At 58.6% G+C, this 18,927-nt stretch carries 18 protein-coding genes and 1 pseudogene; 8 read left to right on the plus strand and 11 right to left on the minus strand.

The features are described 5' to 3' along the window. Positions 1 to 283: 283 nt before the first annotated feature. The 5 genes from AOA61_RS08330 (at position 284) to AOA61_RS08350 (ending at position 7,360) form a co-directional block, all read left to right on the plus strand. Entirely contained in the window at positions 284 to 1,270 is a 987-nt protein-coding gene (locus AOA61_RS08330) for a diaminopimelate epimerase (RefSeq protein WP_099601529.1), read from the plus strand. Positions 1,271 to 1,575: 305 nt separating this feature from the next. Then, positions 1,576 to 3,594 carry a type VI secretion system tip protein VgrG gene (locus tag AOA61_RS08335; protein WP_099601530.1) on the plus strand — a complete coding sequence of 673 codons (2,019 nt, stop codon included), beginning with the start codon at positions 1,576 to 1,578 and terminating at the stop codon, positions 3,592 to 3,594. Further along, positions 3,594 to 4,430, plus strand: coding sequence for a DUF4123 domain-containing protein (locus tag AOA61_RS08340; protein WP_099601531.1), 837 nt, complete (start codon positions 3,594 to 3,596; stop codon positions 4,428 to 4,430). The genes AOA61_RS08335 and AOA61_RS08340 overlap by 1 nt, the downstream gene beginning before the upstream one ends. Next, the gene (locus AOA61_RS08345) at positions 4,423 to 5,205 is read left to right on the plus strand and encodes a hypothetical protein (RefSeq protein ID WP_099601532.1); all 783 of its coding nucleotides are present in this window, start codon (positions 4,423 to 4,425) and stop codon (positions 5,203 to 5,205) included. Before AOA61_RS08340 ends, AOA61_RS08345 begins: the two co-directional genes overlap by 8 nt. A gap of 4 nt (positions 5,206 to 5,209) precedes the next feature. Beyond that, positions 5,210 to 7,360, plus strand: a complete 2,151-nt coding sequence (locus AOA61_RS08350) for a lipase family protein (RefSeq protein WP_099601533.1) — start codon at positions 5,210 to 5,212, stop codon at positions 7,358 to 7,360. Positions 7,361 to 7,369: 9 nt separating this feature from the next. On the opposite strand, the gene codA is transcribed toward AOA61_RS08350, so the two are convergent. From codA to AOA61_RS08380, 6 genes and pseudogenes are all read right to left on the minus strand, one after another. Continuing rightward, positions 7,370 to 8,605, minus strand: a complete 1,236-nt coding sequence (gene codA, locus AOA61_RS08355) for a cytosine deaminase (protein WP_099601534.1) — start codon at positions 8,603 to 8,605, stop codon at positions 7,370 to 7,372. A gap of 27 nt (positions 8,606 to 8,632) precedes the next feature. Further along, positions 8,633 to 9,838, minus strand: a complete 1,206-nt coding sequence (locus AOA61_RS08360) for a PucR family transcriptional regulator (RefSeq protein ID WP_095186459.1) — start codon at positions 9,836 to 9,838, stop codon at positions 8,633 to 8,635. Next, positions 9,835 to 11,103 carry a cytosine permease gene (codB, locus tag AOA61_RS08365; RefSeq protein ID WP_032886708.1) on the minus strand — a complete coding sequence of 423 codons (1,269 nt, stop codon included), beginning with the start codon at positions 11,101 to 11,103 and terminating at the stop codon, positions 9,835 to 9,837. The genes AOA61_RS08360 and codB overlap by 4 nt, the downstream gene beginning before the upstream one ends. 327 nt (positions 11,104 to 11,430) lie before the next feature. Then, on the minus strand, positions 11,431 to 11,787 hold the full coding sequence (queD, locus tag AOA61_RS08370) for a 6-carboxytetrahydropterin synthase QueD (protein WP_003173033.1): 357 nt from the start codon (positions 11,785 to 11,787) through the stop codon (positions 11,431 to 11,433). Positions 11,788 to 11,850: 63 nt separating this feature from the next. Further along, positions 11,851 to 12,063: an AlpA family transcriptional regulator gene (locus tag AOA61_RS08375; RefSeq protein ID WP_081609232.1), complete on the minus strand. Its 213-nt coding sequence runs from the start codon at positions 12,061 to 12,063 to the stop codon at positions 11,851 to 11,853. Between the two features lie 68 nt (positions 12,064 to 12,131). After that, positions 12,132 to 12,986 (minus strand): annotated as a pseudogene (locus AOA61_RS08380) (DNA adenine methylase). A 164-nt stretch (positions 12,987 to 13,150) separates the two neighbouring features. On the opposite strand from AOA61_RS08380, the gene AOA61_RS08385 reads away from it, so the two are divergent. Continuing rightward, positions 13,151 to 13,471 carry a hypothetical protein gene (locus tag AOA61_RS08385; RefSeq protein ID WP_099601582.1) on the plus strand — a complete coding sequence of 107 codons (321 nt, stop codon included), beginning with the start codon at positions 13,151 to 13,153 and terminating at the stop codon, positions 13,469 to 13,471. 64 nt (positions 13,472 to 13,535) lie between these two features. Here AOA61_RS08385 and AOA61_RS08390 read toward each other — a convergent pair whose 3' ends face one another. The 4 genes from AOA61_RS08390 to AOA61_RS08410 form a co-directional block, all read right to left on the minus strand. After that, positions 13,536 to 14,126 (minus strand): hypothetical protein, encoded by a 591-nt coding sequence (locus AOA61_RS08390; RefSeq protein ID WP_099601535.1) that lies wholly within the window; start codon positions 14,124 to 14,126, stop codon positions 13,536 to 13,538. After that, the gene (locus AOA61_RS08395) at positions 14,123 to 14,452 is read right to left on the minus strand and encodes a hypothetical protein (RefSeq protein WP_099601536.1); all 330 of its coding nucleotides are present in this window, start codon (positions 14,450 to 14,452) and stop codon (positions 14,123 to 14,125) included. Before AOA61_RS08395 ends, AOA61_RS08390 begins: the two co-directional genes overlap by 4 nt. A gap of 651 nt (positions 14,453 to 15,103) precedes the next feature. Then, positions 15,104 to 15,313, minus strand: coding sequence for a hypothetical protein (locus AOA61_RS08405; protein ID WP_143521198.1), 210 nt, complete (start codon positions 15,311 to 15,313; stop codon positions 15,104 to 15,106). Between the two features lie 146 nt (positions 15,314 to 15,459). After that, positions 15,460 to 15,771 (minus strand): DUF4406 domain-containing protein, encoded by a 312-nt coding sequence (locus AOA61_RS08410; RefSeq protein ID WP_099601539.1) that lies wholly within the window; start codon positions 15,769 to 15,771, stop codon positions 15,460 to 15,462. 70 nt (positions 15,772 to 15,841) lie between these two features. Here AOA61_RS08410 and AOA61_RS08415 point away from each other — a divergent pair, with 70 nt between their 5' ends. Beyond that, positions 15,842 to 16,072: a hypothetical protein gene (locus AOA61_RS08415; RefSeq protein WP_099601583.1), complete on the plus strand. Its 231-nt coding sequence runs from the start codon at positions 15,842 to 15,844 to the stop codon at positions 16,070 to 16,072. Here AOA61_RS08415 and AOA61_RS08420 read toward each other — a convergent pair. Continuing rightward, a complete protein-coding gene (locus AOA61_RS08420; protein WP_099601540.1) occupies positions 16,069 to 18,153 on the minus strand; it encodes a DNA cytosine methyltransferase in 2,085 nt (694 codons plus the stop codon). The two genes, AOA61_RS08415 and AOA61_RS08420, sit on opposite strands and share 4 nt — an antisense overlap. Positions 18,154 to 18,220: 67 nt before the next feature. Here AOA61_RS08420 and AOA61_RS08425 point away from each other — a divergent pair, with 67 nt between their 5' ends. Continuing rightward, positions 18,221 to 18,808, plus strand: coding sequence for a hypothetical protein (locus AOA61_RS08425; protein WP_099601541.1), 588 nt, complete (start codon positions 18,221 to 18,223; stop codon positions 18,806 to 18,808). Positions 18,809 to 18,927 lie beyond the last annotated feature (119 nt).

The following is an 18,927-nucleotide window of genomic DNA, read 5'->3' on the forward strand; positions in this document are numbered from 1 at the left end:
GGGGGCGAGCCGGGTTCCCCGGAGATGACCTGTACTCAGGTTAATTTTTAAAAACCAGGAACCCTATGGATGTCGGCAGCCACAACAGGAGGTGTTGAGCTCGTAGGAGGCGGCCTGGAAGGTGCGTAATCCCTGTGGGAACCGGTGAACCCCGGGTTTCTCGTGGTGGATTACCACCTTCCAGGCCGCCTCCCACAAACGCTATGTTGTGTAATACGCTGCTGGCCAAGCCTGTAGGCAAGTGAGCGGACGAACCGATGAAAATTGGAAGGCGACTAGTACCATGACCCTGTTCTATGACGCACGAGGCAATATTTATGGCGTGACCAGCCCGGCTTTTTTACGAAACCAGGGCATTGAGGTGCCCGACAGCGCCGCGCAAGCCGTGCGTGCTCGCGAGCGTTGGGCAACCCGAGCCATAACGTCTGAATGCGATTGGGATTCGACGCCGCGTCCCATCAATGCCAAGCCCCACCGCTGTGATGGTTTGTTGGTTGGCCCGTTCCAGACCGAGCCGCCGTTTGACCTATTGATCGTGAACACCGACGGCTCCCTGGCTGAGCGCAGTGGCAATGGGTTGACGATTTTCGCCCAGGCCCTCACTGACCAGGGCTTGATGACTGAGGCGTGTGAATTGCGAGTGCATCATGACAAGCCTGATGCAGTGTCGCCGGTGGTGACTCGTGTCGAGCCTGCCGTCTACGAGCACCTCTCGGGATTTTGGCTGGCCTTGGGTTTGCCTGGATTTGGGCCGTCAGCCGTTGGTGCGCAAGAGGTGGAGCAGACAATTCTGGCCGGCACTGAACTGAGTTACGTGAGGGCGTTGGCGGCTATCGATCCGCGGTGGACACACAGTCAGTTTGTGCGTGTAGGTAACCCTCATTGTGTGACCTTGGTCGATCAGGCGTCAGCTTTGCCGGATAACCTACAGATGCAGCAACCCGCGTTGTATGAACCCTTGCAGGCGATAGCCTTCGCCCCTCCGGCTGGCAGCGGTCGCCCCTGTTGGGCCGGGATCAATTTGCAATGGGTCGCCAGGCACTCCCGCAACCGAGTGATTGCCCGGGTGTTCGAACGGGGAGAAGGCCCTACGGCGTCCTCCGGAACCAGCGCCAGTGCCGTGGCCTGTGCGGCTTGGCGAGCGGGTTGGGTTGAGGGCGGTGAAGTCGCCGTGGTGATGCCTGGTGGCACTGCGCCGGTCCGCCTGCATACGCAGAACGACACACTGCAGAGCGTCAGTCTGTTCGGGACCGCGCGGCCTCAGGCGTAAAGCTTTTTGAATCGCTGATGCCCAAGGGGGTGTCAGCTGTTTCACGATCAATTAATTGATTAGACGAAAGTTGGTGTAGGGCATTTCTTGTCTTTAAGAAGTGTTTGGTTGAATAGAATTAATATCTTGTAAAAGACCCTTCAATCTTCGTTGTACGAAACTTCTCTTTTATTTTTCCGAGGTCGATTTTTTCCTGAAATCGCTAAGCTTCATGGCGTTCAGGCGCTTTCTCTCGGTAACTTTTCTACGTTTGACGGGGAAAGTATTTCAGTACGGTAATAAATAGATTTGGCGGGTAACAACGGATGGTTAGTGCGTTTTTTTCGTCACGTTTCAATTTGATCCTTCCAGGTATTAAAAGTGACTTTCAAGTGTTGGCGTTCAAAGGCCAGGAGGTCGTTGATCAACCATTTTTTATTCAGGTGCAGGTGGTCAGCGAAAATCCTTCACTGGATCTGGAGGCTTTGCTCCACCAGCCTGCATACCTGGCGTTCGGCGACACGGATACAGGCTTGCATGGGCAGATTTACGCAATTGGCCGCGATGATCCTGGCCGGCGGCTCACCCGCTATCACCTGACGTTGGCGCCGCGCCTCGCCTACCTTGGTCATCGGCGCGACCAGCGGATTTTCCAGCAGCGCAGCGTTCCCCAGATCATCGCGACAGTCCTTGAGCACCACGGCATTCTGGCCGACAGCTATGCCTTTGAGCTGGGGCCGGTGGTGTATCCGCCTCGTACGTTCTGTGTGCAATACGCGGAAACCGACCTCCATTTCATCCAGCGGCTGTGTGAAGAGGAGGGCATTCATTACCACTTCCGTCACAGCGAGGGCGCGCATGTGTTGGTATTTGGCGATGACCAGACCGTATTCCGCCGCTTGCCCGTGCAACGTTATTCACCTGCCGGCGGGCCGCGGGCTGATACGCGGGTTATCCAGCGTTTCGATGTGCGCCTGGGCACCCGCAGTGGGCAAACGGTGCGCCGCGATCATGACTTTGAACATCCCTCCTTGCGCTTACAGACCACCGCAGGCTCGACCGCAGCGCAAACCCTTGAAGACTACTGTTATCCAGCAGGTTTTAGCGGTCATGCACGGGGTTCGCGCCTGGCACGCAGAGGCTTGGAGCGCCATCAACGCGACCGTTTTCGCGCGCTGGGCAAGAGCGACCAGCCGGTATTGCGCAGTGGGCATTTCCTTGAATTGCAGGACTATCCAGACCCGCTTTGCAACGACCTTTGGTTAATCACTTCGGTCCGGCACGAGGGGTATCAACCCCAGGTGCTGGAGGAAGCGATAGAGGAAGTGGGTACATTTCAGGGGTATCGCAATCGCTTCACGGCGACACCCTGGAGTGCGACGCATCGACCGCCCCTCAAACACCCCAAGCCGACCATCAACGGGACTCAGACCGCAACGGTCACCGGGCCTTCCGGTGAGGAGGTGCATTGCGATGCATACGGTCGGGTGAAAGTGCGATTTCATTGGGACCGGTTGGACAAGACCGATGACAAAAGCAGTTGTTGGGTGCGAGTGGCGTCAGGATGGGCCGGTGATGGGTTTGGCGCAACGATGCTCCCACGGGTGGGCATGGAAGTGCTGGTGACCTTCCTTGAAGGAGACCCGGACCAGCCGTTGATCCACGGTTGCCTGCCGAATGCGTTGCACATGCCTACCTATCCTTTGCCGCAACACAAGACCCGCAGTGTCTTGCGCACTCGCAGCACCCTGGGCGGTGAAGGTTCCAACGAGTTGCACCTCGAAGATCGTCGTGGCGAGGAGCTCATCTACGTTCGGGCTCAACGGGATTTTGAGCAACAGGTGGGCCATGACGCTCGCTTGGAAGTGGATGGGGAGCGACGGGAAATCATCCGGGGGTTAAGCACGGTTCACCTGGAAAGTGAGGAGCATCGTCATGTCACGGGTGATCGTAAGGTTGTTCTCAAAGCCAGCGACCACCTGGACGTGCAGGGCGATAGCCAGACGTATGTCCGGCAGACCCTCGTGATCGAAGCTGGCCAAGAGGTGCATCTCAAGGCCGGTGCCAGCTTGGTGATCGACGCCGGCGCACACCTGAGCTTTAAGGCGGGCGGAGAGCACCTGGTGATCCAGGCGGGAGGTATTTTCAGTAGTCGGCCCATTACCCTCGGTGGCACACCGTCCGCGACCGGGTCGGCGAGTTCTGTGTCGGTTGCTACAGCCCCTGAAGTCTCCGTTGTCCAGGGCGTCATCATGCACTTGGCCAAGCAACTGGGCGCGGACTTCTGTCCAGTGTGCGAACGCTGCCGCGAAGGCCTGTGCGATATTAGTGAGAGGGCTGCCTGATGGACAACCTTCCAAACCAATGGATGAGCCAGCAGCTGCAGGCAGGGCGCAGGCTGTGCTTGATACTTGAAGGCAGTAACGCAGCCCGCCAGCCGATGTTGGCAGCGCGAGGCTTTCCAGACTATTGCAGCCTCTACGCACAAACCCCGCTGGCGGAAATCGCCACGGCTGGCCCCTTGATCCTGTTGCTGGATCAGGTTGGCGAGCCCGCGCTGCTCGATCTTCTACAAAAGCCGGAGATGAATTGGGGGTGGTTGGGCAGTTTGCCAAACGTGGACCTCACGGACGTGACGCGGCATTGGCGCGACCGGCTGCTGGTCGGGCCCGAGGGGCACCAGGCGCTGTACCGATTTCACGACAATCGTACGCTGGCGCGTGCACTCAACTGCCTGAAGGTTGGGCAATGGCCAGCATTCCTAGGTCCGCTGTTCAGCGTGTGTTACTGGCATGAAGACCGTTGGCACTATGGCAGTAACCCTGCTCCCGGTGATTATCCGGTGCCCGATCCAGCCCCTTGGCTGAACATACCTAACCCAAATGCCCACGCCATTTTGCACGCCAATATCCTGCGTTACCTGCTGGCGGAGCACAGTGAAAGTCTGGCAGCGCTGGTCGAATTCCAAGACCCCAGGGTATGGCTGACCCAGGTACTCGAACAGGCTCGGGCCTGGCAATGGAACCGGCCGGAGCAGTTGGAATTTCTGGTAGTGCGACGGTTGGAAGAGGCCAGTCGCGCCAGTGTGATTCGATGGCAGCCAACCGTCGGAGAAACCCCTGAAGATCATTTCCAGCGGACGTTGCAGCTGTGGTGCTCGGTGGAGAAAACCGATGAGTAGGCGGATCTTGGGTGTGCTGCTGGCGCTGGGGATGGCGGGGCTTTCGGGGTGTGCGGTAAAGCCGGTCGAAAGCTTTACGCTGCAGGTGGATCTACCACCGGAATTTAAACTTAAAACAGCCGCCAACTACAGGCCCGCCACGGGTGAGACTTGCACCTTGCCAAGGCGTCGAGGCAAGCGGCCAGAGCGGAAGGTCTTTTTTACCGAATACAAACCTGCGGCCAGTCGGGTGAGTTATCAATTGCCGCTAACTGAAACGGTGGAGGGATGCCCGCTGGTGTTGCGTGGCGTCGAGTTTGATTTTTATGCGAAATGGGGGAAACGGGATGGGGATGTTGGGGGGGATATTGCGGGCATTTCCATTATCGATCGCCTGGATTCGCCCCGGATGCCTGAGTCCGGTGTTCAGGAGCTGCCGGGTCAATGTCAGTGGTGGTTTCGAACGGTAGGCCCCCTTCATGGGATCAGGAAGATTCTGCAATGCCGTTCACTGGACGCGGCAGGTCAACTGCAAAAAACGCCCGCAGGGGGTGTTGCACAGCGCGATGAGCTACCGGGTAAAACGCTTAGGGTGGTGCTGACTTTAACCGAGGAGGAACAGCCGGCTTTTGACGATAGATGGATAGCTGTTCCAGGCGGGTGGAGGCGTTGTAGAGGTAAAAGTTTCGAGGATTTGCATGCCTATTGCGGCAGTAACACTAAGGACTTCAAGCCTATAAAAATGCCAGATGGGCGCATATGTGATGTCTATCCAACGTGCAGTGTAAAGGAGTGAAATCATGGTGCAGGACGCATGGAAGCGAGATTTTTTCAGTGACAGGATGCCCGCGTGCCCGTTGCGAGGAGCATGGATGAGCTTTGGCTTAGTAGATGAAACAGGTAGTGGCAAACCCTATGGCGGCCTTCCATTTACTATCTACGACAGTGCCGGAGCCCAATACGAAGGACGATTAAATAGTGACGGGTTCGCCAAACTTCAGGGCCTTTATTGTGGTCCCGCAGTTCTAAGCTTAGATAATCAATACACTGGGCAAGAAGAGCCCTACCGCGAACTAATGACTCGTAGGACTTACCAGTTGCCGATCTCTGAGCTTCAAATCCGTGCTGAGCGAACGGCTTTTTCAAACACCAACGGTAAGCGAACCGAGAGCAATCGTTCACCGCAGAGCACGGATCAGTTTTATCAAGTCGAAGTGAGCGACTTGGTTCGTCACATTGCCCACCTACCCCCTGTAGCACCTTCAGCCCATCGCCCCCAACGCCACGCCCTAAAAATGATGGCAGACCTCGGCTTCGGTCCACCTCAGCCAGCCTTGTTCGGGGTCGTGCTCTTCCCCAACAACCACACCGTTCTCGAAGTACGCCCGCTTCGAGCCTTGCGCCCAATGCTTTCCACTCAAGACGATTTCTGTGCCTTGAACCTGTACCAGTTGGCATTGTTTGCATCACTGAGTTATTGCAACTTCGGTCAGGTGCCGCCGGAGAAACCCCAGGATGAAGTGCATTTTCCGCTAGACCCAAGTGTCGGAAATCTATTTGCTGAGCAGCTTTCAGGGCATCAGGAAGCGTGGCGGGTTGATCCGGAGCAAACACAGCGTTTCTATCCATTCTATGAGGAAGTCCCGTACTCCAGGCGCTTCGAAATCCTGCCCTTTGATCCTGCGTTATACCCACAGAATCGCCCGGAACTGGGGGATGAACAGGAACACCCCGCGCGCTTGCATTTCTTCGATGACGAAAAAGGCGGCACTGATACCCAGGCGTTCATCACTCACCACGATGAGGTAATTCTGATAGCGGTGCGAGGCACTGCCAGTTCAGCTGATGGGTTGCGAGATGCCAACGCCCACCAGGTGCTTTTCGCGGAGGGTGTTGGCAAGGCGCATGAAGGGTTTTATCTGGCATACCAAGCGGTGCGTGATTTCGTACTACGCTACCTTGATCAGTTTCACACAGGCCAGCGCATTGTGATTTGTGGCCACAGCCTGGGCGGCGCGATTGCGTTGCTCCTGGCTGAAGGGTTACGTCGAATTCCCGATGCTAATTACAACGTCCTTCTTTACACCTACGGCGCTCCCCGCGCCGCCGACTCGGAGTTCACTCGCGGCGCATCCACGTTGGTTCACCATCGCATCGTCAACCACAACGACCCCGTTCCCAGCGTCCCTGCGCCCTGGATGAATACCACCGCCAAGCTCTGGATCCCTGGCGCCGTCACGCTATTCAGCGCGCCCACCGCAGGTGGTCTGCTGTTCGCAGCCGGCTTGGTACGTATTGGCGGCAACCCTTACCAACATCATGGCGAGCAGCAGCACTATATGCCGATCGTGCTCCCGGATGGCACGCACTCGTCGGTATTGTGGAAGCCTGGTTGTGAGTCCATCGAAGAGGCTGGTCACAGTCGAGCGTTGCAAGTGCGAGGTGACATGCCCGACCGCGAAGGTTTGATCAGGCAACTGGTGCAATACAAACAGCACTTCATGACCGCCAGCTATATCCCTGCTGCCTGGGCGACGTTGCGGCGCTGGCAACAAGCTTTGGATAGCAACGGCCCTCTGGTGACCCAGCGCGAGTTTGAACTGCTCGACCATGCCCTGGCGACCATGCGCAAACAACTGCAAGACAAGCGGCGTGAACTCACCCGACATCGCCCGACCAACGCACGGTCCTATGAATATCACGAGCCCTTGAATGCCGAGATCGACCGCCTGCACACCAGTCGCGAACGCCTGCAAACCCTGCGTTGGCGTCGCCTCGATGCCCGTGATATCTACGGGAGCCACGCCCACTCTGCAGCGCTGCCGCCGAGCCTGAAGCGCTGGTTCCGCCATCGTGAAAACCAGGCACTGCCTCAGGTCGCCAGTATCCCTCCCGCCACGCCAAGCGAGCTGGGGAGGGCGCAATCGCTGGATATCGACTCAGTCGTATGATCCCCGTGCTTACACAAACTCCACCTGCGCGGGCTGGCGCTTCATCAACACCTTGCCGTTGCGAATCGAGTACAGCGGTAGTCCTTGGCTGCGAATCACCTCGTAGTCGCTGTCCGCCGAGAGGATCAACAAATTGGCTGGGCGTCCAGGCTCAAGGCCGTAGCGATCACCCAGGGCCATGGCCTTGGCGCTGTTGTCGGTCACCAGGTCGAGTGCGCTTTGCAGGTTGCGGTAGCCGAGCATGTGGCAGATATGCAAACCGGCTTCGAGCACCCGCAGGATGTTGCCGTTGCCGAGCGGGTACCAGGGATCGACGATGGAGTCCTGTCCGAAGCACACGTTCATGCCCGCTTCGAGCAGTTCGTTGACCCGCGTGACACCTCGCCGTTTCGGGAAACTGTCGAAGCGGCCTTGCAGGTGGATGCTTTCGGTCGGGCACGAGACGAAGCTGATACCGGAGTGGCCCAGCAGGCGGAACAACTTGGCGCAGTAGGCATTGTCGTAGGAACCCATGGCCGTTGTGTGGCTGGCCGTGACGCGGGCACCCATGCCGCGGCTGCGGGCTTCTTCTGCCAACACTTCGAGGAAGCGCGAATGGGGGTCGTCGGTTTCGTCGCAATGCACGTCCACCAGGCAACCGGTGCGCTCTGCCAGGTCCATCAGGAATTTCACAGAACTCACGCCTTGGTCGCGAGTGTATTCAAAGTGGGGGATGCCGCCGATCACGTCGGCGCCCAGGCGGATGGCTTCTTCCATGAGCTCGCGGCCGTTGCGGTACGACTCGATGCCTTCTTGAGGGAAGGCGACGATTTGCAGGTCGATCAGGTGCGTGCTTTCTTCGCGCACTTGCAGCATGGCCTTGAGTGCCGTGAGGTCGGGGTCGGTCACGTCGACATGGGTGCGTACGTGCTGGATGCCGTGAGCGGCAAGGGACTGGATAGTTTTCGTGGCACGGGTCCTGGTGTCTTCCTCGGTGATGGTGGCTTTGCGTTCTCCCCAGCACTCGATGCCTTCGAACAGGGTGCCGCTCATGTTCCAACGTGGTTCGCCAGCGGTAAGAGTGGCGTCAAGGTGGATATGGGGTTCGACGAAGGGCGGGATTACCAGATTGCCAGCGGCATCCAGGTCGCCAGCCTTCATGACGGGTGGCGTCGCTTGTGGGGTGATGCTGGCGATCCGGCCGTTTTCCAGGTGCAGATCATGCAGGCCTTCACGGTTGCGCAGGCGGGCGTTGATGATGTGCATGGGCAAGTTCCTCTTGGCTAAAAACAATCAGGCAGACAGCCGCCAGATCATCAGGGCAATGCCGATGTCCAGGCGGTCATATGAATTATCCAGCGTCAGCCCGCACAGGGCTTCGATGCGCTGGATGCGGTGGGTCAGGGTATTGCGGTGTACGGCCAGGCGCTGGGCGGCGGCCATCAGGTTACCATTCTCGTGAAACCAGGCTTCCAGGGTCGGCATCAGGCTGGGGCCATGGTGCAGGTCGTGGCGCAGCAACGGGCCGAGGCGCTCATTGAGAAATTGGTCGAGCAGGGCGCGATCACGCACGCCGCTGAGCAACTTGAGCACGCCCAATTCGTCATACACGCACAATCCGGCCCGCTCGCTGAACCGTCGTGCGGCGGCCAGGGCCTGGCGCGCTTCATCCTGTGCTTGAGCCAGGCGCTCGGCCGGATGGCGCGCTGCGCTCAAGCCGATAAATAGCTTGAGGGGTGCCAGGCGCAGGTTCAGGGGCTTCAGCCACTGGGCCAATTGCTGACGGTTGGCCGAGGCCGCGCCAGCATCCGGCGCCGGTAGCAACAGGGTCCATTGTCCGGCCCGCCCGAGTATCGGCAGCGCGGTCGACAACTGACGCAAGCGGCGACTGATTGCATCGTGCTGTCGGGCCAGTTGCGCCTCCACCCGCGTCGCGTCGTCTTGGGCGAACAGCAATTCACTGCCTTCCAGTTGCAATTGCACAATTTGCCAATGCCCCGCCAGGGACATGCCCAATTGCACGGCGCGGTGCAGCAGCAGATCCAGGGATTGATAGTCACCGGTCAGCAAGCGCTCCAGCACATCATGGCGTGAGCGCCCCAGCTGTTCGGACTGAATCAGTGCGGAGCCGATAGCCTGGGTCACCAGTACCATTTTCAACGAATAAGGCTGTTCGATCAGTGGCATGCCGGCGGCTTCGGCGGCGTCGAGTAAACGCTGGGGGATCGCCTGGATATATGCCGGCCCGGTAAGAATCACCAATCCGGCGACCTGGCGCTGACACGCTTCGTCCAGCAGTTGCAGCAGATTGGCTTCATCCCGTGGGTGGTTGATGCCGGTGACGAACACCAGTTCGCCGCCCAGTACCCACTCGGCGATCCCGCTGTTTTCCGCCACGTACGGCCAGCGAACGCGGTTATCCAGGCTGGCTTCACCGGCCCGCAGGCGCATGGATTCCAGTCCGGGCAGTGCCAGTACGTCGGCGAGGGTCAGGCTCATGCCTGGGCGTCAGCCAGCGGTACACGCACGCGTAGTACGGCGGTCAGCGCGATGTAGGTCAGCGACGCGGCAGCGATCCCCACCAACGGCGCGACCCAGGGTGAGTTGAATGCCAGCACGGTGCCCACCGCATACGCCACCAGCCCCGGCCAGTTGAACGCCGGCAGACGCGCTTCAGCCAGGCGCGGGTATTGGCCGCGATAGCGGTAGAAGAAGTCCGCCATGATGACGCCACCAATGGGTGGGATCACCGTGCCCAGGAGGATCAGGTAGGGCACCAGCATGTCGTACATGCCGAGCAGCGCCAGCAACGTGCCGATCACCGCACCAGCCAGGGTCACGGTTTTGCGGCGTTTGGTGCGCAGCAGATTGCAGCCGGCCACGGCGAAGTTATAAATGGTGTTGTCTTGGGTGCTCCAAATGTTGAGCAGCAACATGGCCATCGCCGCCATGGCAAAGCCTTGCAGCAGCAATACTTCCACCACGTCCGGTTGCTGATAGACGATGGCGCCATAGGCCCCGATCAACACCATCAGGCCATTGCCGATAAAGAAACCGATCAGGCTGGCCAGCACCGCCACCCTGGCTGAGCGTGAAAACCGCGTCCAGTTGGTGGCCTGGGTCGCGCCGCTGACAAAGGTGCCGAACACCAGGGTGATTGCCGTCGACAAGTCCAGTTCAGCGGTCGGCACCACCGCCAGCAACCCGTCCAGCCCGCCGATTTTCACCGTGGCGACCCACATCGACAAAAACAGCAACAGGCCCATGGCCGGCACCGCGATGTAGGACAAAATCTCCAACCCGCGATAGCCCACGTAGGCTGTCGCGCAGAACACCAGGCCGAACAGCACCATCAAGGCCAGCACACTGCCCTGGCTCAGCTCGAAATATTTACCCAGCACCACGGCAGCAGTGGCGGTGCCCCAGGCGTACCAGCCGATTTGGGTGAAACCGAGGATCAAGTCGCTGAGTTTGCTGCCCACTTCGCCGAAGCAGAATCGCCCCATCAGCACCGAGTTCAAACCACTCTTGAAGGCAATGTAGCCCAGGCCTGCGGCGTAAATACCCAGCAGCAGGTTACCCAGGGCCACCACGCCGAGCATGTCGGTGAAGCTGAACGCTACTCCCAGCTTGCCGCCGGCAAACATGGTCGCGGTAAAAAACGTAAAGCCCAACAGCACCATGGCGGTTGACGCCAGGCCCTTGCGCGCATGCATGGGGACTTCGCTTAAGGGGTAATCGTTGCCCGTTTCTTGCTGCGTCATGTGCCTTGCTCCCTGAATGAGTGACGAGGCCTATTGCACCGCGCGTGCCAAATCCGCAGCAGTGACGGGCGCACGGCGGCGGCTGTGCACGGTGCACAGTATTTATAGCCAAACAGGGGAGACGCGCAGAAAAGAATGTTCGCTGTGCCCAGTCGGGCACGAAAGCAGTGCAGGGGTGATACAAAATGGATCAGTCGGACAGCGTGTGTGATCGCTGGGCTTGTGTCCGGCCGTCGGCGCAAGTGCTCCTTACCGTCGGGACGCATGGCTGTAAGTGAGGCAGCCACAAAAAAACCACCGCATGGGTGGTTTTTTCACATCGCTGGCTTACTCGCCGCGATAGATACAGCCGCTGGTGCAGGTCTCATGGATGCGAATTGCGCTGAGTTCTGGCAGCAGTGGTTTCAGTTCATTCCAGATCCACTTGGCCAGCACTTCGCTGGTTGGGTTTTCCAGGCCTGGGATGTCATTGAGGTAGTTGTGGTCGAGGCGTTCATAGAGTGGCTTGAAAATCGCCTTGATCTCCGAGAAGTCGCGAATCCAGCCGGTGTGGGGATCCAGGTCGCCGCTCAGGTGAATCGCCACCTTGAACGAATGCCCATGCAGGCGCCCGCATTTGTGGCCATCCGGCACGTGCGGCAGGCGGTGGGCGGATTCGAAGGTAAACTCTTTGAAGATTTCCACGGTGTGACCTGTAGGGCTTGTGTTGCGTGGGTTTGGGAATATTGTCAGTTGCTGGTGTACTGATCAATGTACTGATTGGTCGTTGCTGGGCGTTGTTGAGGTCATCCATTCAGCAATTGCCGACTGGCGCCAGGCGACCGAATTGGGGCCTATTCTAACCTGTTTTGGGAATGTGCCCTCCCTGATCCGCCGATAAACTGTATTGCGGCCCAGGCCTGTGGTGTAAAGCACCTCGTCGAGGCGAAGGAAACGATCAATTTTTTCTGCTGCTGCCATGTTGAATCTCCGTGCCGCGGGCGGCGTGAGTCAATGAGCCGCGCTGGGCGGCAGAAGGTGGGTTAGGGTTATGCTCTTTCGCAGAGATCCAAGCCGATCTGGCTTACGCGATCGACACAGGCTGGGTTCAGCCAGATGCATTCGGTGCGGTTGGCTGTACCGCGGCCGGCGCTGATGCGGGCAGATGTGCTGTAGCTGGCCCAGCCGGGTAGAAGCTCCGCGTACAGGTCACTCGGGTATCCCGACAGCACGACCATTCCTTCTAGATCGAGCAAAACCCCGAGTAGCTCGCGATGTGCGGCATCATCCATCTCGTGTTTGTAGTACCGGCCGCTCGACGCGCCTTTGTACCTGGTGTCATGCACGTAGGGAGGGTCGACGTAATGCAATGTCTGCGGGCCGTCGTGCGCCTTGATCACCTCGATCGCGAGGCGGTTTTCGATTAGCACGCCGCTGAGCCTCTGGCCAACCTCGGCAAGTTGCTCCGGATAGGATGCCCAGAGTGACTGGGCTGTGCCGTATTGGCGCTTGGTGTCGATGCGGAAGCCGGTCACGCCCTTGGTCGCACCGGCGGAGCCGAACCCCATTTGCGCCCTGATGATGGTCCGCCTTGCGCGCTCGATCGGCTCGGCGCTCGGCTCCCAGGAAAGTTCGAACTCTTCGCGGGAGTAGGGCGTGAATACCAGGCGCTCGACAAGTCCCGATCGCGACTCCTGATCCTGCAAAACCCTGAACAGATTCACGATGTCGCCATCGAGGTCGTTCTAGACCTCGGCATACGCCCGAGGCTTTTGCATCAGCACGCCAGCGGCGCCGCCGAACGACTCCACGTAGCAGGTGTGCGGTGGGAAATGTTGCAACACCCACGGCGCAAGCCGGAACTTGGCGCCGTGGTACCGGATAACCGGGGCGGTGATGGTCATAATTGTTTTCCAGGCGTGCGCCCGCCGCTCACCGGCAGACATGTGGGGGGTGAAGGTTGACCGATACCGCCAAGGCCGAAGAAAGTTCAATAAGATTGATCTATGTAACTTTTCTGCCTGAAAAGGGAGTACAAGTGACGCACTCTCTAATGCGGACCGACATCATGTTTTCAAAGCAACGCGGGCGTGTGTTTTGGGATTGGTCGGACTGCGAGCTTCATTCTCGGTATCACGATGGCCTGCTTCCCGATGGAGGGCAGATTGACGTTCAAGTGCGCACCTCTCGAACAGGTTTGGTTCAGTTGTTTGTGGGCGCATACAGCGGAAATGGTGGTGTACTTTTCGAGGAGTACTACAAAGAGCGACCAGGCGAATCTATGACTTCAGCTCTGGCCTTCGGTGTGGCAAGGGCAGTGATGCTTACAGCGACGAAGCTTTCACCTATATCTTCGACTAAACGTTTTGGCGTCTACCGCAACACTTGATTTCTTAAGTGCGCTCACGCTGGCCCCTTGTAGATGAAGACGTAGGCGAACCAGAGGGGGGCGATCATGGCGTCACCCGCTTGAACTCGACCACCCATACCCACGGGTTGGCTTGCCAGTCGCCGCCGACGGATGACCAGAGCAGTTCGAACGATTTGCGCGGATCAGCGCTGTATGTCTCGATCCCCTCGACGTGCCACCAATCACCGAGTTCGGCGTGATCGGTGTAGAGCCGCACGCCCTCGGCCTTGGCCTGCTCTTCGCTGATGTCCTGCAGCCGCTCGACGCGCACTTCGGTAATCTCCAGCAGGATGCGGCTATCACGGCGGAACATGTGGATGCCCGGTTTCCACGGGCCTCCGTAGTCGGTTCGGTTGTCGCTCTCGCGGTACACCACCCATTCCTGGTCCGGCGCCTGAGCTACCTGGATGCGTGCCCAGGTCTCGCGCACCCATAGCCGGTCGCCGGGCTGTCCATAGGGGCAAAGGTCAGCATTGCCAGGCAATGTCAGAAACGCCGGCTCAAACCCGGCCTCTAAGCAATCCAGCGCCGCCTTTTTCTTAACCTCGCGCCGCGTGACAGTCTTCCGGCCTTCCAGGATGGCGCGCACCATCGGCGCCGAGAACAGGATGGGGCGTTCTTTGATTTTGCTCACGGCGTAACCTCCCTGCGCGCCCACCAGCAGACAGGGCCGTCGTCAGTGTCGTGGATGGCCAAGCAGAACCAGCTTTCGCCGTCAGGCCGATCCGGCTCCCAATAACTGCAGTCCGGGTCGCCGGCTTCGAAATAACGCTCATAGATCGCTTCGTCGCTGTGGTATTCGAGTTCAACCATCTTCACCTGCAGGCCCTGTTCAGCAATCCACTGCTTGCACTTATCACCGTCGCCCTCGTCGAAGTCGGGCATATCGGGATGAGCAAACATCCCGTATTCATCGCGCACGACCGGGGCTGGCTGGATCAATTTGATTTCTTCAGGCATGACTTCGTCCTTGCCGCTATAGCGGCTGACTTTGAAGGGGGAGGGGTTGAATATCTGCGAAAAATCTTCATGCTGGTTTATGGCAACCTGCCATCAACAAATGTGAGACAAAGGAATGATTACGTTTTCAATACGAAAACTCGCCCAGACTGGAGAGCACCATATCTACGAAGGCACGCTCACAAGCCGCGATCCTCTTAGATGTGAAACCGGTAAAAACTCGATTTGCCAGAAGGTGCTGCGTGCTGACACTGAGAACGTAGGAAAAAGTTGCTTGGCTGAGGATCCTGCCCGTAAGGCAGCAGCTGTTCTAGGACGGTCTGTATGTGGAGTCTGCGTTAGCCATTTGTACGCGACACCTGAGTAACTTTTCATCCCTGCACTTCAGGAGTACGGATGTACTCCTGTCGCGGAATGCTTACCCGCGCAACTCGACATCCGTTGTGATCGCCTTCACGACCACCGGACCAAGGATTCGGACACCTCGCTGGTCATCCTTGAACGCTCGATTGATTCGGCCGATTGCCTCTTCCCGAGCCTGTCGGTAAACCTGGTCAATCTTGCAATCTGGCCCCCAACTTCCGATGTTCGAGATTTCGATGGTTAGGGTCACTGTCGCGCCGGTGCTGGTTCGGACTGTTGGTCGATTGGTCATGGCAATTCGTCTCCGACGATCATCTTGCAGGGGCCCAGGCGTACAGTCTTGAGTTCAGCCCGCAAATCATCTATCTCCTGATCGGCAGCGGTGAGGCGCTGTTGCAGGGCCGCGATCTTTTCTCGTCCGGCCGCTTCACGCGCCAGGAAGATCGAGTAAGCCTCCTGAGATACGCGCACCGATCGACCGTCAATTCCGAAATCCACGGCACTGTCCAGCGGCTGCGAAGCGGTAAGTGTGGCCGGCACCGGAGTCCGTGCCTTGCCCGCGCCGGATCGCCCGGGACAATCAGGTGCATGGCGTTCAGGATCAGCAGAGAAACCTGCAGGGCAGTTACAAAAACAGAACCGGCTCATACAGCCTCCCTCGTTACCAGATCATGGGCTTTCACAACCGTCATGCCGAGGCGTTCGGCTATCAGGACTTCCAGGCGGGCACCCTTTGAATGCTCCCAGCCGGGCAGGGTAGCCACGGTGTCGCAGTCCATCAGGGCGACGATGTCGCGGCGCATGCAGTCGTTCCAGGTGCCGCCGTCCGGGTTGACCTCGGCGGGATTGGTGACGGTGTGGCCGCCGGCGCGCAGGTTATCGGTCATTGCGGCGAAGGCCGGGAAGTTGAGGCCGGGCAGGCCGGTCATGGGGCCGCTCAGGTAAATCCGTTTCACGGGGGTTCCTTGCCGGGTCATGCCCGGGGTGTGGTGCTACGATGGCCCCTTCCTCTAAATGGGCTGGGCCATGACAAAGCACGATATTTACGATGACATCGAAGGCTTTCAGGTTTGGAACTACATGGAGTGCGACAAGGACGATGAGGGCCGGGAGACCTGGCGTATCAACGTCGAGGTGAAGCGCGGTGGTGAGGTTGTGGTGCCTGTTGTTGCTGGTGACCGAACCTATGTTGACCGTGGGCTGGCGCAGGTGGCTGGGCGAGAAGTTGGGGCCAGGCTGATTGCAGGGCACGTTTAAGCCGCAACCGCCTGACGCTCAGCTATTCGCCACGGGTCATTGGCCCGCGCAAGCGCAGCCATAGGCGGCGGGCTGACGCTGTTGCCGCACATGTGCACCTGCTGAGTCTTGGTGAACGGCTTGCCGTCGGCGCCGTGGCTGATGATGTAATCCGCCGGAAAGCCCTGTGCCTTGTACAGCTCGGTCGGTTTCAGCATCCGCAGGCAGATGTCGACGATCACATAGGGCGTGCCCTTGACCATTACGGTGACCATTGCGAGGCGGTCCTTGGTGGTGATTGTCGGCGCCGGTGAGTCGCAAGCGCTGATGTTCTCTGTTCCGTAGTAGCTGATCAGGAAAGCAGCGACCCGCAGGGCACCGGCTTCGTGTTCAGGCGACAAGGTGAGCGACACCAGCGAGCTCTTGCCACCGCCGCCTGCCGTGATGGTCGGCGCCGGTTCTTCTAGGCCCTGACCGACGCTGGCGCCGAATGCTCGCTCCATGAAAGCACTGACCAACCCGTGGTGCTGGCCGCCGGCGCTTACTGTGTGAAGTGGGTCATTGAGGTCGCGCGCATCGCAGTTGCCACGCAGGTGCACCAGGTTCGCCACGGCCAACTGCTGCTGGCTGCCGGTGTTGGTGACCGTCGTCATGGGTTCGTGCATACCTTTGGCGTGCGTGGTGTTGAATCCGCCGTTGGCCTGGATCATCACGGCGGCACTTACTGACTGGCCGCCGCCGCTGGCAGTTACGGTGCCGATAGGTCCGCAGATGTCGTTCACCCCGTGGGAGCGGCGCTTGTTTGCACCGGAACCCTCCCCGTGCCCGGCCTGGACGATGCAGGCCGAAGCCAGCGCGCGGTGGTTCTGGGTCATCAGCGTGCCAACCGGCTGGTCCATGCCCACCGGCTTGCCTGAGTACTCCGGGCCACCAGCACCAACCATCAACGGGCTGATCAGTGTCAGCTCGCCGCGGTTGGCGCAGGTCACTGTCGGCAGCGGTTCGAGTGGGTCGTTGATTCGGTCGCTGCCCTGATGGGTAGCCGGGGCAATGATAGGGCTGACCATCGAGAAGGCGCCGCCCTTCGGGTAGGAGGTGATGGTGCGTAAGGGCTCGTCGGCTGACTGCACCGTTTCCCCTGACCAGTTGGCGATCGGCACAATGAATGGCGCCGCGCTATCGATAACGAACTTCTTCATGCCCTTGGCAACGCGGCGCAGGGTGGCCGGGGCCAGGTCTTTCTTGCGGCCGAAAATGCTTTTGCCCAAGTCGGTGAAATCGATGCAGTCAGCGGCGGTCTTCCACTTCTGCTGGCCCTTGGTGGGGTTCTTGGCGTGGGTTGGCTCCGGCCACACGATTTGCTGACCGTCGCACCGGGCAATCATGAACAGGCGTTCCCGACTGGTCGGCGCGCCGAAGTCGCAGGCCTTGATCACCTTCCACTCAACGAAATAGCCCATGCCTTCCAGCAGGGCTACGAAACGGCGCCAGGTGCGCCCGCGCTGCTTAGGGTCAGGCACCAAGAACTGGTTGGAAACCGGAACCCGTTCGCCTGGCGCAGCGACCCGGTTGGTGGTCGCTCCCTTCTTGGTCGGGTGCGGAACCTGGTCGAGGGTGACGACGCGGCCGGTGTCCTTGTCTCGCTTGGCGATCAGTCGGCCCCATTGCAGGATCTGTTTCACGTTCTCTAGGCTGATCACCCTGGGCCGCTTCATGCCTGCCCACTTGAGGCCGATCCACGACAGGTTGCGGATCTCACGCTTGCGCGGCTGGCCGCCAGCGGCCTGGGAGTGATGCGTGCAGTCCGGTGACATGTGGAACCAGCCCACGGCCTTGCCGCCGCACTCCGTGTCCGGATCACCCTCGAACACGTCGGTGGTGAAGTGCTTCGCGCCTGGGTGGTTCACGGTGTGCATGCTGATCGCTTGTGGGCTGTGGTTCTTCGCCACGTTCACCGTGCGGCCCAGGCCCATTTCCAGCCCAGTACCGGCGCCGCCACCACCACAGAAGAAGTCGACAACGATCTCATCGTCCTGAGGGTTGAAGCCGAGTCCGTATTGGGTTTTGAAATCGAAGGGGTGTTTCTTCTGTTGTGCGGACATGAGTTATCCTTCGGCGAGTTCGCCTACTTTCAAGTAGTTTGTCTCTCAATCAAGAGAAGGGTTTAGAATGGAATCGGAAGTTGAATTTGTTCATCGGTGGGGAAGACCACTGAATATCGCTCTACTGTCCCTTGGTGTTTTCGTAGTGGTTGTTGCGAGCTTTTATTTCAGTATCTTCAATAATGGTATTTCAAAGTCGTCGGATAACTGGTCTGATTTCGGCACGTTTGTTGGGGGGCTAATCGGTCCTGCTATTTCTCTTGTCACATTAATAGCTCTATTGCGAACCATTGATCTTCAACTTGATCAAAGTGCGCATTTTGTCGAAGACGGTAGATCGGCAAGGCTGTCGGAATTCAAGGCCACCCAGCTTCGTTTGCTGGACCAGCAAATCCTTATGTACGAGCGAATGATCGACCGATATGACACCGATGTGGTGCGGATTTCCGAGTACATGAGAAGGTCTGGCTCCGCAAGGACGGAAGATCTCAATAAGGCTAATCAAAATTTGGCAACAGCCGAGCGGGAGATTAAATGTCTTATTCAACTCTCCGTTGAAGTCTCGCTAATGGATTTTGATACGGTAGATGAACTAAGAGAAAAAGTGAAAAGCGGTCTTCTTACTGTTAACTCTAAGATCTATGATCTTGGCTAAACTTAGCGTCCTCAATCCAACCTGATCTTGAGAAACTTTCAAGATGTCGTGACTGCTTTTCTGCAATCACGACTTCAGGTCGGGCATTTGCTCCTGCTATCTTCATTCGTTGATATGGT

Source organism: Pseudomonas sp. 2995-1, assembly GCF_002742505.1.
GTDB classification, from domain to species: domain Bacteria; phylum Pseudomonadota; class Gammaproteobacteria; order Pseudomonadales; family Pseudomonadaceae; genus Aquipseudomonas; species Aquipseudomonas sivasensis.